The following is a 14,865-nucleotide window of genomic DNA, read 5'->3' as shown; positions in this document are numbered from 1 at the left end:
TCCCGGTGCCACGCGCCGATGCCTCGCGGGTTCCTGATGTGTTCTCTGCACCCTACGGGTGTTCGGCAAACCGTTTCATGCGCCCGCCACATCGCCCCGAAAAGAACGCGCGCGTGGGGGCCGGTAGCGAAACCGGCCCCCACGCGCGCGGGTACGCCCTGACCACCGCGAAGCGGCTACTGCCCGGTCATGCGCTCCACCATGTCCGGGTGCTCCTTGAGCCACGCGGCGACGGCCTCTTCCTCATGGCCCTGCCCGCGGTCCTTGATCTCGGCCTCCAGGGTGCCGAGTTCGTCCTCGCTCATCTTGAAGTTCTTGATCCACTGGGTGAGCTGCGGATACTGCTCGGGGAACTTCTTGCTGGAGATGGTCCGGATCGTGTTGCCCTCACCGAACGTCTTCTTCGGGTCCGCGAGCTTCGTCAGCTTGTACTCGCTGTAGGCCCAGTGCGGCGACCAGAGCGTGACGGCGACGGGCTCCTTCTTGGCGTACGCGCGCTTCAGCTCGGCCAGCATCGCGGGCGTGGAGCCGTCGACGACCTCGTACTCCTTGTCCAGTCCGTAGCCGGTAAGGACCTTCGTCTTGGCGAGGTTCATCTCGCCGGTGCCCGGCTCGATGCCGATGATCTTCCCGTCGAAGAGGTCGGCCCTGCCCTTGAGGTCGGCGAGGGACTTGACGTCCTTCACGTACGAGGGCACGGCGATCTCCAGGGAGGTCGGCTCGTACCAGGTGCCGAGGTCGCGCAGGTTGTTCTTGTGCTTGTCCCAGTAGTTCTTCTGCGCGTAGGGCAGCCACGCGTCGAAGTTGAGGTCGATGTCGCCGGTGGCCAGGCCCGTGTAGACCGGGCCGACGTCCATCTGCTTGAGGTTCAGCTTGTAGCCGCGCCGGGCCAGGACGTCCTTCCACAGGTAGGTGACGGCGATGTCCTCGTCCCAGGGGAACCAGGCGACGTCGACCGGGCGCTCGGCCTCGGCGGGGGTACCGGACGAGGAGCTCGCGACCGGGGCCAGCTTGTCGACGACACCGGGGTTGCTCTTGAGCCAGGTGCGCACGGCTTCCTGCTGCGCGCCCTTGCCCGCCTTGTTGATCTCCGCCTCAAGGCTGGTGAGCTGCTTCTCGGTCATCCTGAAGTTCTTCAGCCACTTGCCGACGACCGGGTTCTCCTCGGCGAAGCCCTTGCGGGAGAGCGTGTGCACGCCGTCACCCTTGCCCCAGGCGCCCTTGGGGTCCTCGAGCTTCTTCAGCTTGTACTCGCTGTACGCCCAGTGCGGCGACCAGAGCGTGCCGACGAACGGCTCCTTCTTGGCGTACGCGCGCTTCAGCTCGGCCAGCATCGCCGGCGTGGAGCTGTCGACGACCTTGTACTCCTTGTCGAGCCCGTACTCCTTGAGGACCTTGGTCTTGAGCAGGCCCATCATTCCGGCGCTCGACTCGATGCCGGTGATCTTGCCGTCGAACTCGCCGGCCTTGCCCTTGAGGTCCTCCAGGGAGTCGATGCCCTTCATGTAGGAGGGCACGCTCAGCTCGAGCGACGTCGGGCCGTACCAGGAGCCCAGGTCGTCGAGCTGCTTGCCGTACTTCTTCCAGTACTGCTCGTGCGTGGTGGGCAGCCAGGAGTCGGTCTGGAAGTCGATGTCGCCCTGCGCCAGGGAGGTGTAGAGCGGGCCCGCGTCGAACTGCTTGGTGTCGACCTCGAAGCCGCGCTGTTCCAGGATCTCCTTCCAGAGGAACGTGGAGGCCACGCCCTCGTCCCAGGGGATGTAGCCGATGCTGATCTTCTTGCCCTGGCCGACGTCGTCGGCGTCGGACGCGGCGGTCTCGCTGTCGCCGGAGCCGAAGATGCCCATGCCGCCCGCGACGAGCGCGAGCACGACGACGCCGACCACGGCCACGGTGGGCCGGGGGCGGTAGGACCAGATCTTCAGGCCCTGCGCGGCGCTCAGCCTGGCGGCGGTACGGCGGCCGAGCGGTGAGACCTGGGTGCCCAGCGCGCTGGTCATGCGGTCCAGGTAGATGGCGAGGATGACGATGGCGACGCCCGCCTCGGAGCCGAGGCCGACGTTCAGCTGGCCGATGGCCTCGTTCACGTCGCCGCCGAGGCCGCCGGTACCGACCATGCCCGCGATGGCGGCCATGGACAGACCCAGCATGATGACCTGGTTGACGCCCGCCATGACCGTGGGCAGGGCCAACGGCAGCTGGACGCGCAGCAGGATGTTGCCGGGGGTCGTGCCGAACGCGTCGGCGGCCTCGACCAGTTCCTTGTCGACCTGGCGGATGCCCAGCTCGGTCATGCGGACGCCGGGTGCCAGGGCGAAGATCAGGGTGGCCACGATGCCCGCGGGGGCTCCGGTGCCGAAGAACAGGATCGCCGGGATCAGGTAGATCATCGCCGGCAGCGTCTGCATGAAGTCGAGCACGGGCCGCACGATGCCGCTGACCCGGTCGGAGCGGGCCGCCCAGATGCCGACGGGCACGGATACGACCAGCGCGATGATCGTCGCCACGAGGACGAGCGACAGGGTGATCATCGCGTTCTCCCACAGTTCGAGGGAGTCGATGAACGCGAATCCGACGAACGTGAGGAGACCGGCCGAGGTGCCGCGCAGCCAGAAGGCGACGACCGCGAAGATGCCCGCGAGGAGGAGGGGTTCGGGAGCCTGGAGGACGGCGTTGATGCCGTCGTAGGCGCCGAGGAAGACGGTCTTGAAGAAGTCGAAGAGCCACGCCATGTGGTTCAGCAGCCAGTCGACCGTGTCGTTGACCCAGTCGCCGAAGGGGATCCTAGGCATCGGTCTTCACCGCCCCGAGGGTCTTGCCGCGCGGGGAGTCGCAGGGCGCGGGTTCGCCCTGCTCGTCGCCGAGGAAGCCCACGAGCCGCCGCCGGGGCACGACTCCTACGAGCTCGCCCGTCTTGTCGACGACGGCGACGGGGTGGGTCAGCCGTGCGCTGATGGCGCACAGTTCACCGAACGACGTGTCGGGCCTCGCGGTCTCGCAGTCGCAGTCCGCCTCGTCGCCGCGCAGCTCCGTGTCCATGACGGAGGACGCCGTGAGGACCCGGGAGCGGTCGACGTCCTGGATGAAGGACGCGACGTAGTCGTTCGCGGGACGGACGAGGATGTCCTCGGCGGTGCCGATCTGGACGATCCGGCCGTCGCGCATGACGGCGATGCGGTCACCGAGGCGCATGGCCTCGTTGAGGTCGTGGGTGATGAAGACGATGGTCTTCTTGAGCTTCTTCTGCAGCTCGATCAGCTGGTCCTGCATGTCACGCCGGATCAGCGGGTCGAGCGCGCTGAACGACTCGTCCATCAGCAGCAGGTCGGCGTCGGTGGCGAGCGCCCGGGCGAGGCCCACACGCTGCTGCATACCGCCGGACAGTTCGTCGGGCCAGGACTTCTCCCAGCCCGCGAGTCCGGCCAGCACCAGGGCCTTGGTGGCGCGCTCGTGGCGTTCGGCGCGCGGTACGCCCTGCACCTCCAGACCGTAGGCCGCGTTCTCCAGGACGCTGCGGTGCGGGAAGAGCGCGAAGTGCTGGAAGACCATGCTGACCTTCCGCGACCGGACCTCGCGCATCTCGCGGTCGTTCAGCGCGGTCAGGTCCTGCCCGTCGAAGACCACGCGTCCCGCGGTCGGCTCCAGGAGTCCGTTGAGCATGCGCAGCAGGGTGGACTTGCCGGACCCGGACAGGCCCATGACGACGAAGATCTCGCCCGGTTCCACCGTGAAGGAGGCGTCGATCACCGCTGCGGTGATGCCCTCGGCCCGCAGCTCCTCACGGTCGGCGCCTGCGCTCAGTCGCTCGACCGCCTCGCCGGGTCGTCTGCCGAACACCTTGTAGAGCTGTTCCGCCTGCAGCCTGGATGACACAAGTACCTCTCAGGTCGAACGAAGACGGCCCGCCTCCCCCGCCGGCGGGCCGTGGAGCGACGCGGGTTCCGCCCGCCCGTCCGGTTCGCGCACATGTCAGGTGTGGTTGAAAACGGGACGGGGTTCGCTCCGGGTCCGCCCCTGCCCCCGACTCCCTGGCGCAAACCCGACCGTGTCCCAGTTCACAGGACGTCTACTCCAGGCCGGTGGTGGAAGCCTCTTTCGCCCACTGTCCGCGCCCGACGGTGACTGTCGGTGGCGTACGGCATGATGCGGGGCGTGACGCAGCAGACTCAGCAGCCCCGGCGAACCATGCTCCTCGACACCGCCTCCCTGTACTTCCGGGCCTATTTCGGGGTCCCGGAGTCCGTGCGGGCCCCGGACGGCACCCCGGTGAACGCCGTGCGGGGCCTGCTCGAGTTCATCGACCGGCTCGTGAAGGACCACCGGCCGGACGATCTGGTGGCCTGCATGGACGCGGACTGGCGTCCGCAGTGGCGGGTCGACCTGATTCCCTCGTACAAGGCGCATCGTGTGGCCGAGGAGACCGAGGTCGGGCCGGACGAGGAGGAGGTGCCGGACACCCTGTCGCCGCAGGTGCCGGTCATCGAGGAGGTCCTGGACGCGCTGGGCATCGCGCGCGTGGGCGTCGAGGGGTACGAGGCGGACGACGTGATCGGCACGTTCGCCGGCCGTGCCACGGGCCCGGTCGACATCGTCACGGGCGACCGCGACCTGTACCAACTGGTCGACGACAAGCGGGAGGTGCGCGTGCTGTACCCCCTCAAGGGTGTCGGCATGCTGCAGCTCACGGACGAGACGTGGCTGCGTGAGAAGTACGGCGTCGACGGCGCGGGTTACGTGGATCTGGCGCTGCTGCGCGGCGACCCGAGCGACGGCCTGCCGGGGGTGCCGGGCATCGGTGAGAAGACGGCCGCCAAGCTGCTGGCCGAGTTCGGGGACCTGGCCGGGATCATGGCGGCGGTGGACGACCCGAAGTCGAAGCTCACGCCGTCGCAGCGCAAGCGCCTCGACGAGTCGCGGCCGTACGTCTCCGTCGCCCCGAAGGTCGTCCGGGTGGCCGGTGACGTACCGCTGCCGGACGTGCGGACGGCACTGCCCCGCGCGCCGCGCGATCCGGCGGCTGTGGACGCGCTCGCGGCACGCTGGGGTCTCGGTGGATCACTTGCGCGGCTGCTGTCGACTCTGGGGTCCTGAGGGGGACACTGGGACTCCAGGGAGCGCCCAGCGCCTTCGCGTGTTCCTGCCCGAGGTGTCAACCGGCGGTTCACGAGTGATCCGCGACTTTTCGGGTTACCGCAAGGGAGGCCCTGGGCTCGGCCGCTCAGGGGTGTTAACTGGGGGGAGATGCTAACTTAGGTAAGCCTTAGCGAACTTAGCCAGGAGGCCGTTATGGCAGAACGTCCGGCACGCAGGGCCCCCAGGCCCCATTCCGCGCGGGTCGTCCGTACGGAGCGGCTGACCCCCCATATGCAGCGCGTGGTCGTCGGAGGCGAGGGTCTCGCCGATTTCACGACGGGCACCAGCACCGACCACTACGTCAAGCTGCTGTTCGGGGCCGAGGGCGTGACGTATCCGGAGCCTTTCGACATGACCCGGATCCGCGAGAAGTTCCCGCGCGAGCAGTGGCCCGTGACGCGGACGTACACCGTGCGCGCCTGGGACCCGGAGCTGCGCGAGCTGACCCTCGACTTCGTGATCCACGGCGACGAGGGACTCGCGGGGCCCTGGGCCACCCGCGTACAGGCGGGCGAGCTCGTGCGGTTCCTCGGGCCGGGCGGAGCGTACGCCCCCGATGCCGAGGCCGACTGGCATCTGCTCGCCGGTGACGAGAGCGCGCTGCCCGCGATCGCGGCGACGCTGGAGGCGATGCCCGACGGCGCGCAGGTGCGTGTCTTCGTGGAGGTCTCGGGGCCCGAGGAGGAGCAGAAGTTCGACTCGGACGTCGAGGTCGTCTGGCTGCACCGCGGTGCGCGGCCGGTCGGCGAGGCGCTGGTGGAGGCCGTACGGGCGCTGGAGTTCCCGGCGGGCCGGGTGCACGCGTTCGTGCACGGCGAGGCCGGGTTCGTGAAGGAGCTGCGCAGGCTGCTCCGCGTCGAGCGTCAGATTCCGCGCGAGGACCTCTCGATCTCCGGGTACTGGCGGCTCGGGCACAACGAGGACGGGTGGCAGGCCGCGAAGCGGGACTGGAACGCGCAGGTCGAGGCGGAGCAGGAGGCTGCGCCGCCCGCCGCCTAGACCTGGCGCCCCACCCCGGGAGGTGTGCGCCGTCCGCGGGTGCTCATGGCCGGTCGCGCAGTTCCCCGCGCCCCGGAAGGGGCGCGGCCGACCGCAGGGGCCTCCCGGCGCGGCCCCCGGGTGAGCGCACCCCGGCGGCCCGAGCATCGCCGCGACCTGATGTCACGCGGCCGGGTCCGCGGCCCCGCCGGGACGGTCCGCGCCGCCGAGCCCCGCCCGAGCCGGCCAGTCCGAGCACTGGTATCCGCCTCGACGGCGCGGCGCAGCTCGCCCACGACAGCGAGCCCTTCAAAGCGCATCACCCCATACACGACGCATCGCGAGCCCGGTCCCGGCGCATGGGCGTGAGGACTTGGGGCGCAAGGGCGTGAGGACTTAGGCCCGGCGCGGACATGGCCGCGTCACGCGGGCGAAACAGGCTCTCCCTAATTTCTGTCACCCGACAGGAATGCGCTGTCGCCTCCAGGATCCCGCTCCCTGCGCCGAAGGCAGGTGCCGTCGTGGCCACCACCGCTCCCCCCGACGTACGCCCCGATCCGCCGGAGCCGTCCGGCGACCGTTCCCTCGCGGAGTTCGGCTACCGCCAGGAGCTGCACCGCAGCCTCGGCAGGTACGCCTCGTTCGCCGCCGGCTTCTCCTTCATCTCCGTCCTGACGACCGTCTTCCAGTTCTTCGCCTTCGGGTACGCGTTCGGCGGCCCCGTCTTCTTCTGGGCCTGGCCGGCCGTGCTGGTCGGCCAGTTGCTCGTCGCCGCGTGCTTCGCGGAGCTGGCGGCGCGCTATCCGATCTCCGGCGCCATCTACCAGTGGTCCTCCCGGCTCTCCAGCCTCACCTTCGGCTGGTTCGCCGGCTGGATCATGGTGATCGGGCAGATCGTGGTGGTCGCCGCGGCGGCGCTCGCGCTGCAGGTGGTCATGCCCGCGATCTGGTCCGGCTTCCAGCTGATCGGCGACGATCCGGCACCGACGTCGGCGAGCGGCGCGGCGAACGCGGCGGTCCTCGGCGTACTCCTGCTGGTGCTGACGACCCTCGTGAACGTCCTCGACAACCGTGTGATGTCCCTGGTCAACCGCATCGGCGTGACCGCGGAGATCATCGGCGCGGTCTTGATCATCGTGCTCCTGTTCACCCACTCCGAACGCTCGCCCGGCATCACCTTCCACACCGGGACGAGCGCCCAGTCGGGCCTGGTCGGGGCCCTGCTGGTGGGTTCGTTCACGGCGGCGTACGTGATGATCGGCTTCGACAGCGCGGGCGAGATGAGCGAGGAGACGCGCGACCCCCGGCGCACCGCGCCCCGCACGATCCTCACCGCGCTCGGCGCGGCGGGCCTGCTCGGCGGTCTCATCATCCTCGGCGGTCTGCTCGCCGCGCCCAGCCTCACCGACGGCCGGCTCGGCGTCGAGGGACTGAGCTACGTGCTCACCAGCAGCCTCGGCGACGGCGTGGGCCGGGCACTGCTGGCCGACGTGGTGATCGCCATCGCGGTGGCGACCCTCGCGATCCAGACGTCCGCCTGCCGGATGCTGTTCTCCATGGCCCGCGACGGTCAACTGCCCTTCTCCGGACGGCTCGCGAAGGTCAACCCGCGCACCGGCATGCCGAGCGCCCCGGCCCTCGTCGTCGGCGCCTCGGCGGCGGCCCTGCTGCTCCTCAACTTCGCCTCGCCGGAAGCCTTCCTGGCCATCGGCACCACCTGCATCGTGATGCTGTACCTCGCGTACGCCATGGTCACCGGGCCCCTCCTGTGGCAGCGCCTGCGCGGCGGCTTCACCGTCGAGGGCACCGACGAGACGGGCCGCCCGCTCTTCTCCCTCGGCCGCTGGGGCGTCCCCGTCAACGCGCTCGCCCTGCTGTACGGCCTCTTCATGACCGTCAACCTGGCCTGGCCCCGGGCGGAGGTGTACGACCCGGCGGGCGGACACTGGTACTTCCAGTGGTTCACGGTGCTCTTCCTCGGGGCGACCCTGCTCCTGGGCGGCGCGTACCGGGCGTACCGGGCCCGGGGCGCGGCGTCGCAAGCGCCCGCTCACACCTGACCGCACGGATACGCCGGATCGCGGGACCGTCCGCCCGCCCCGCCGGGAGACCCCTGCGTACGCTTGACCAGGTGAGACGCAAACCCCGGATTCCGCCCTCTCCCCTGCCCCAGCGTGAGGGGGTGGATCCGGTGCGGCTGCGGCTGCCCGCCGAGGGAGCCTGGAGCACCGTACGGGAGCATCTGGTGGAGCGGCTCGCGGGGCAGGCCCCGGTGATCGACGAGATGCTCGCCACGGGGCAGGTCGTGGCGGCGGACGGACGGCCGGTGACCCCTGAAACGGCGTTCGTGCCGGGGATGTTCGTGTGGTTCCACCGCGAACTGCCCGACGAGGAGCGGGTGCCGTTCCCCGTGGAGGTCGTGTACCGCGACGAGCACATCGTGGTCGCCGACAAGCCGCACTTCCTCGCCACGACACCCCGGGGCAGCCATGTCGCCGAAACGGCACTGGCGCGGCTGCGACGGGAGCTGGACGTCCCGGCACTCGGAGCCGCGCACCGGCTCGACCGGCTCACCGCCGGTCTCGTGCTGTTCACCGTGCGGCCCGAGGAGCGCGGCGCCTACCAGTCACTGTTCCGCGACCGGCTGGTACGCAAGGAGTACGCGGCGGTCGCCCCGTACGCGGAAGAGGTCGACCTGCCCCGGACCGTCCGCAGCCGGATCGAGAAGGAGCGCGGAGTCCTGGCGGCCCGGGAGGTACCGGGCGAGCCGAACGCCGAGAGCCGGATCGAGCTGGTGGAGCACCGGGACGGCCGGGCCCTCTACCGGCTGCTCCCCCGCACCGGGCAGACGCACCAACTACGGGTGCACATGAGTGCGTTGGGCGTGCCGGTCCTCGGTGACCCGCTGTACCCGGCGGTCGCCGCCCCCGTGCCGGCCGGTGACTTCCGGCGCCCGCTGCAACTGCTGGCGCGGGTACTGGAGTTCACCGATCCGGTCACGGGACGCAGGCATGCGTTCCGCAGCGCGCGGACGCTGGGAGCGTGGTCCGCGTACGACGGCTGGGCCGGCGGCGGGCAGGCTCAGTAGCCGCGCCACCAGCGCACGAAGCGCTGCCAGGCGCCGAGCCGGTGGCCCGGTTCGACGACCGGTTCGGGAGCCGGGACCAGCGGCTGGTCGATCGTGGGCCGCGGCGCCGGAGCGGTCTCCGCGGTGTCCCCGGAGAGGTCCCAGTCCGGCCGCGGCCGGGGCAGCTGGCTCACTCCGGGGCGCTCCATGACGTCCTTCGGCGAAGCCGGGTCGAACACGACCGGCAGTTCCACCAGATGACGTGAGGAGATGGACGCGGTCCACTTCAAATCGTCCTCGTCGACGCCGAGCTGGACGTCGGGAAGCCGCTTGAGGAGCGCGTCGACACCGGTGTCGGCGATGGCACGGCCGATGTCCTGGCCGGGGCACTCGTGCGGACCGCCGCCGAAGGCGAGGTGCGAGCGGTTGCCCTTCATGTTCGCCGAGAGGTCCGGGCGGACGTGCGGGTCGACGTTGCCCGGCGCGATCCCGAAGAGCAGCCCGTCGCCCTTGCGGATGCGCTGTCCGCCCAACTCCGTGTCCTGCTTGGCGAAGTAGCCGAGGACGGAGCTGAACGGCGGCTCGTCCCACAGGGACTGCTCCACCGCCTGGGGCACCGTCATCTGGCCGCCGTTGAGCTGGGCACGGAAGCCGGGGTCCGTGAGGACGACCCGCAGCACGTTGGCGAGGAGGTTCGCCGTGGCCTCGTACGCGGCGAGCAGGACGAGGCGCAGGTGCTGGGCGACCTCCTCGTCGGTGAGCCCGGCGGGGTGGTTGATGAGGTGACTGGTGAAGTCGTTGGCCGGCTCGGTCCGGCGTCGTACGGTGAGCCGCATCAGCACGCTCATGACGTACTCGTTGCTGGCGATGGCGGTCTCGGTGCCCTTGAGCAGGTCGCGGGTGGTCTGCACCATCCGGTCGTCGTACTCCTCGGGCATACCGAGGATCTCGCACAGCACGGCCATGGGCAGGTGTTCGGCGAACTGGGAGACCAGGTCGGCGGTGCCCCGCTCGCAGAACTGGTTGACCAGCTCCTGGGTCCAGTGGTTGATGTGGCGGCGCAGGTCACGGGTGTTGATGGTCGACATGGCGCCCATGACCGCGCCCCGCAGCCGCTGGTGTTCGTCTCCCTCGGCGTGGGAGCAGATGGGCTGCCAGGCGATGTGGGGCATCAGCGGGTGGTCGGCGCCCGCCGTGCCGTCCATGAGGGCGGTCCAGATGCGGCTGTCGCGAGTGTAGACCGAGGGGTTGCTGACCATGTGGAGGTTCTCGCCGTGCCCGAGGACCATCCAGAAGGGCACGTCGTTGTGGAGCAGCACGGGCGCGACGGCGCCGTGTTCTGCCCGGAGCTTCTCGTACAGGGCCCCCAGGTCCTGCGCCTCGGGTCCGTACAGGCGGCGCAGTCCGCCGGGACCCGTGCCGTGGGCGGGGCAGCCCGGCGGCGGGCCGGACATGAGGTCGTCCATGCCGGTCAGGGAGTGGGATTCAGGCGTCACGGTGGTGGCTCCGAAACTGAAGTCGTTCTGGTTTCTTGGGAGTTGGTCCGGTGCGTCGGACACCGGGCGGTGCTTGCGCGGCTGGCGCCGGGAGCGGTGCCGCGCCCCGAGGGGGCGCGGGGGGCTGCGGACCAGCCCTCACCGACCCGCAGGTCGTCACCGCGCCTGCGGCGGAGCGCCTACGCGGACGCCGACGCCATGGCGATCGAGTGCAGGAAGCGCATCAGCGTCATCAGGACGTCCCGGCTGGAGGCCCGGCGGCGCGCGTCGCACTTCACCATGGGGATCTCCTCGGAGAGGTCGAGCGCCGCGCGCAGGTCCTCCATGGGGTAACGGGGCCCGTCCGGGAAGTCGTTGACGGCGACGACGAACGGCACGCCGCGCTCCTCCAGGCGTCCGATCACGTCGAAGCTGACCTCCAGGCGGCGGGTGTCCACCAGGACGACCGCGCCGAGGGCGCCCTCGAAGAGGCCGTTCCACAGGAACCAGAAGCGTTCCTGGCCGGGGGTGCCGAACAGGTACAGCACCAGTTGTTCGGTGATGCTGATGCGGCCGAAGTCCATGGCGACGGTGGTGGCCGTCTTCGTCTCGGAGCCGTAGTTGTCGTCGACCCCGATGCCTGCCTGTGTCATGGTCTCTTCGGTGGTCAGCGGCCTGATCTCGCTGACGGATCCCACCATCGTCGTCTTGCCGACCCCGAAACCGCCCACGATCACGATCTTCACCGCGGCCGTCGCCGTGTGCGGGAGGTGGTCCTCGCTGCGAGGTCCCGGGATGGTGTCAGAGCTTTTGAAGTCCATGCATCACCGCTTCGAGGAGGGAACGGTCGGGCAGCTCCGAGCGGACGATCGGGGCGCGCGCCTGTACCAGTTCAGCCGTCAGCAGCTCGGTCAGCAGTACGGTCACCACGCTGAACGGCAGATTGAGATAGGCCGAGACTTCGGCCACGGACATGGGGGCCTGGCAGAGCCGGAGCAGCGCCGACTGCTCCGGCTGGGCGGAGGGCGGTGCGTCGGCGCACGCCACGATTAAGGTCACCAGGTCGAGTTCGGCGCGGTCGCCGCCGTCGACCTGGCCGGTGACGACGTACAGCCGCTCCGGCTCGCGGGTCCGGCCCTGCCCGCCCTGCCCTTCCGGCGGGGGTGCGGGTTTCTTCGGCGGCGCCTCCTTGGGGAAGCGCCGTCGTCGTTGAGGAGGAGTCATACGGTCTGCCCGTTCCGCCGGGGCGGACTCGTGAGGTGAGCACCGATCCGGACGACGAGGTCGCGCATACGGGCGCTCATGAGCCCGGCGTCCACATGCGCCTCGGCGAGCACGGCGAGATAGGCGTTGGGGCCGGCGGCCATCATGTAGAAGTAGCCGCCCTCCATCTCGATGATGACCATCCGCATCTTGCCGTCGGTGTCGGGGATCTCCGTGGCGACGGCTCCGGCGAGGCTCTGCAGTCCGGCGCAGGCCGCGGCGATGCGGTCGGCGGCGTCGGGGTCGCCGCCGTAACGGGCGATGCGCAGGCCGTCGGCGGAGAGCACGACGACCTGCCGGGTCCCGTAGACCCCGTCGGACAGCTCCTTGAGCATCCAGTCGAAGTTGGCGCGCTGCTGGATCACTTGAGGTCCCCCTCGTCATCGGCCTCCGTGCGGGCCGGACTGTTCGTCTCTCCGGGCGTCTGCTTCTGGTCGTCGTCTCCGCCCTTGAGGCCGGCCATGAACGCTTCGACCCACAGCCCGGGTTCCTTCTCTTCCTTCTTCTTCTTGGGCACCTGCGTCGACGACCGGGTCCAGTCGATGACGGGGCGGCCCTCCTTGCGCGCGGCCTCCGCCTCCGCGGCGGCGGCGCGGGCCTCCAGGACCCGCTGGCTGTACGGGACCTTGACCCTGCTGCGGCGCTGCGGCAGGCCGTTGGCCGTCCACTCGGTGACCTCGGGGACGTCGTCGTCCTCCATGCCCTCCGGCACGTTGATCCGGGGTCCGGTGGTGGGGCGGCGCTTCTTCTCCGCGCGCTTGGGGCCCTCGACCCCGTCGAAGTCGACCTTGGGCACGGCGGCGGCGCCGATGCCGTGGGCGAGACCGGGAGCGTGCTCCTCGGTGGTGAGCAGCTTGCGCGGTACGACGAGGACGGCACGCACGCCGCCGTAGGCGGACTGCCGCAGGGAGACCTGCATGTCGTACATGTCCATGAGGCGGCCCACGACGGCGAGGCCGAGGCGCGGGTCCTCGCCGAGCTGGTTGAGGTCGGGCCCGGCGGCCGCCTGCGCGAGCATGCGCTCGGCCCTGGTGCGGGCCTCCTCGCTGAGGCTGACGCCTGCGTCCTCGATCTCGATGGCGACGCCGGTCTGCACCTCGACCGCGGTGACGTGCACCTTGGTGTGCGGCGGCGAGTAGCGGGTGGCGTTGTCGAGGAGTTCGGCGGCCGCGTGGATGACGGGCTCGACGTGGATGCCGTTGACGTTGACCTTCGCGATGGAGTGCAGCTCGATGCGCCGGTACTCCAGGATCCGGGACATGGCACCGCGCAGCACGCTGTACAGCGGGACAGGCGCGGGCCACTGGCGGCCCGGGCGGCCGCCGCCGAGCACGGCGATGGAGTCGGCGAGGCGGCCGATCAGCGCGGTGCCGTGGTCGATGCGGAGCAGGTCGTCGAAGACCTCGGGATTGCGCCCGTGGTCCTCCTCCATCTCGCGGAGTTCCACGTTCTGCTGGTGGACGATCGCCTGGACCCGGCGGGCGATGTTGACGAAGGAGCGCTGAGCGGCCTCGCGCTGCAGTTCCTCGTGGTCCACGATCCGCAGCAGTTCGACCAGCAACTCCCGCTGGGAGCGGGGGATGTTGCGCTGGGCGGGGTCGCTGTCGACGATCTGCCGGACGGCCTCCTCGGGCGCCCTGCCGCCGCGCATCCGCTTGAGGACGGCGGGGAGCAGGTCCTCGCGGAGGTGGTCGATCTCGGCGTCGTGCAGGCTGACGCGCCGCTCCATGACTTCGGTGCGGCGGGTGAGCTCGGCGCGCGCCGCCCGGATGACCCGGCCGCGGCGGACCGCCTCCGCGGCCGTCGCGATCACGAGCAGTGTGGCGATGGCGCCGCACAGGCCGACGGCCGTCCGGGCCGGCTGCGCCACCAGGGCGACGGCGGCACCGGTCGCCGCGGCCATCACTATGGCCGGCAACAACAGCACGCGCGCGTAGGGAACTTCACGGCCACCGGGAGGCGATTGAACACTCACCATGTATGCCCTCTGAGACAAATCGACTGGAGGTCGGGGGGAGGTAACTGGATCTTCAGAACTTTGGGGAACAAGCGCACGAATACACCTCAACTCGGTGCGCTGCGGGCGAGCTTAGTCCGACCGGATCATCGCTGTGTCATATTCAGCAACCACCTGAAAACGCCCTCGCGACTGGAGTACGCTCTGCCTCATTTACACGCTGCGCCTCCATTCGCACACGGTGCGTCACGATGCACAGGCGTACGAAACCCCCTCACCGGAAGGGGTGAGAAGGGGCTTCCGTGCCGCTTCCGGCCCGGCGCGCGCCTCAGATTCCGGCGATACGGAGGGCCGCGTCGGCGGTGGCCCCGGCGAAGACCGAGACGGGCCGCTCCGGATCGGAGCGGTGGACGAGGATCACTCCTTCGATGAGCCCGAAGAGCAGATCCGTGCGCAGATCGAGGTCACTCTTGGCGAGCGCGCCGCCCGCCTCCGTCGCGGCGAGCAACTGCCGGTAGGCGTCCTTGAGTTCGGCCCGTACGGCATGGAAGCCGGCGAAGCGCTCCGAGCGGACCTCGGGCAGGAGGTAGAGGCCGCCGAGGTTGTACGAGCCCTCGCAGAGCAGCTCGACGTCCGTGCGGCACAGCTCCCACAGCCTGTCCTCGGCGGAGGCGGTGTCCTCGGCGAGGAGCTGCCGCGCGAAGGCCAGCGAGGGCGTGACGGTGGACTCCAGCAGCGCGGCGAGGAGCTCCTCCTTGCCGGACACGTAGTGGTACATGGACGCCTGCCGCATCCCCGCCCGCTCGGCGACGGCACGGGTGGTCGTCGCTGCGTACCCCCGCGTGGTGAAGAGCTCGGCGGCGGCGGCCAGCAGTTCGTCACGCGGCGGGAGACCGCTGTCGGCGCGCTGCTCGGCGCGCGGCCTGCCCACCCTGCGCCCACTGGAACCCATGCTTTCGATCCTCGCACACCGCCTCACCAGGCCGTCCGGG

Annotated in this window: 12 protein-coding genes; 4 read left to right on the top strand and 8 right to left on the bottom strand. The window is 70.2% G+C overall.

What is annotated here, in order from left to right; all coding sequences use genetic code 11:
- Positions 1–176 precede the first annotated feature (176 nt).
- Complete coding sequence (locus tag O1Q96_RS13830) at positions 177–2,792, bottom strand: ABC transporter permease/substrate binding protein (protein ID WP_269248458.1); 2,616 nt, start codon at positions 2,790–2,792, stop codon at positions 177–179.
- On the bottom strand, positions 2,785–3,873 hold the full coding sequence (locus O1Q96_RS13825; protein WP_269248457.1) for a quaternary amine ABC transporter ATP-binding protein: 1,089 nt from the start codon (positions 3,871–3,873) through the stop codon (positions 2,785–2,787). Before O1Q96_RS13825 ends, O1Q96_RS13830 begins: the two co-directional genes overlap by 8 nt.
- Before the next feature lie 270 nt (positions 3,874–4,143).
- Here O1Q96_RS13825 and O1Q96_RS13820 point away from each other — a divergent pair, with 270 nt between their 5' ends.
- The 4 genes from O1Q96_RS13820 to O1Q96_RS13805 all read left to right on the top strand — a co-directional run bounded on the left by O1Q96_RS13820 (position 4,144) and on the right by O1Q96_RS13805 (position 9,199).
- Entirely contained in the window at positions 4,144–5,091 is a 948-nt protein-coding gene (locus O1Q96_RS13820; protein ID WP_269253591.1) for a 5'-3' exonuclease, read from the top strand.
- A 195-nt stretch (positions 5,092–5,286) separates the two neighbouring features.
- Positions 5,287–6,132, top strand: a complete 846-nt coding sequence (locus O1Q96_RS13815) for a siderophore-interacting protein (RefSeq protein ID WP_269248456.1) — start codon at positions 5,287–5,289, stop codon at positions 6,130–6,132.
- A gap of 500 nt (positions 6,133–6,632) precedes the next feature.
- Positions 6,633–8,171, top strand: a complete 1,539-nt coding sequence (locus O1Q96_RS13810; RefSeq protein ID WP_269248455.1) for an amino acid permease — start codon at positions 6,633–6,635, stop codon at positions 8,169–8,171.
- A gap of 71 nt (positions 8,172–8,242) precedes the next feature.
- Complete coding sequence (locus tag O1Q96_RS13805) at positions 8,243–9,199, top strand: RluA family pseudouridine synthase (protein ID WP_269248454.1); 957 nt, start codon at positions 8,243–8,245, stop codon at positions 9,197–9,199.
- On the opposite strand, the gene O1Q96_RS13800 is transcribed toward O1Q96_RS13805, so the two are convergent.
- The 6 genes from O1Q96_RS13800 to O1Q96_RS13775 all read right to left on the bottom strand — a co-directional run bounded on the left by O1Q96_RS13800 (position 9,193) and on the right by O1Q96_RS13775 (position 14,825).
- On the bottom strand, positions 9,193–10,674 hold the full coding sequence (locus O1Q96_RS13800; RefSeq protein ID WP_269248453.1) for a cytochrome P450: 1,482 nt from the start codon (positions 10,672–10,674) through the stop codon (positions 9,193–9,195). The genes O1Q96_RS13805 and O1Q96_RS13800 overlap by 7 nt on opposite strands.
- Positions 10,675–10,853: 179 nt before the next feature.
- Positions 10,854–11,474: a GTP-binding protein gene (locus O1Q96_RS13795; RefSeq protein WP_269248452.1), complete on the bottom strand. Its 621-nt coding sequence runs from the start codon at positions 11,472–11,474 to the stop codon at positions 10,854–10,856.
- Complete coding sequence (locus tag O1Q96_RS13790) at positions 11,455–11,877, bottom strand: DUF742 domain-containing protein (RefSeq protein WP_269248451.1); 423 nt, start codon at positions 11,875–11,877, stop codon at positions 11,455–11,457. Before O1Q96_RS13790 ends, O1Q96_RS13795 begins: the two co-directional genes overlap by 20 nt.
- Positions 11,874–12,281 (bottom strand): roadblock/LC7 domain-containing protein, encoded by a 408-nt coding sequence (locus O1Q96_RS13785; protein ID WP_107019841.1) that lies wholly within the window; start codon positions 12,279–12,281, stop codon positions 11,874–11,876. Before O1Q96_RS13785 ends, O1Q96_RS13790 begins: the two co-directional genes overlap by 4 nt.
- On the bottom strand, positions 12,278–13,894 hold the full coding sequence (locus O1Q96_RS13780; RefSeq protein WP_217454936.1) for a sensor histidine kinase: 1,617 nt from the start codon (positions 13,892–13,894) through the stop codon (positions 12,278–12,280). The genes O1Q96_RS13785 and O1Q96_RS13780 overlap by 4 nt, the downstream gene beginning before the upstream one ends.
- A 307-nt stretch (positions 13,895–14,201) precedes the next feature.
- On the bottom strand, positions 14,202–14,825 hold the full coding sequence (locus O1Q96_RS13775) for a TetR/AcrR family transcriptional regulator (RefSeq protein WP_269248450.1): 624 nt from the start codon (positions 14,823–14,825) through the stop codon (positions 14,202–14,204).
- Between the last annotated feature and the right edge of the window lie 40 nt (positions 14,826–14,865).

The organism is Streptomyces aurantiacus, from assembly GCF_027107535.1.
Lineage (GTDB): Bacteria > Actinomycetota > Actinomycetes > Streptomycetales > Streptomycetaceae > Streptomyces.
Note: the sequence above shows the minus strand (reverse complement) of the source record. Positions and strands in the feature narration are given on the sequence as shown.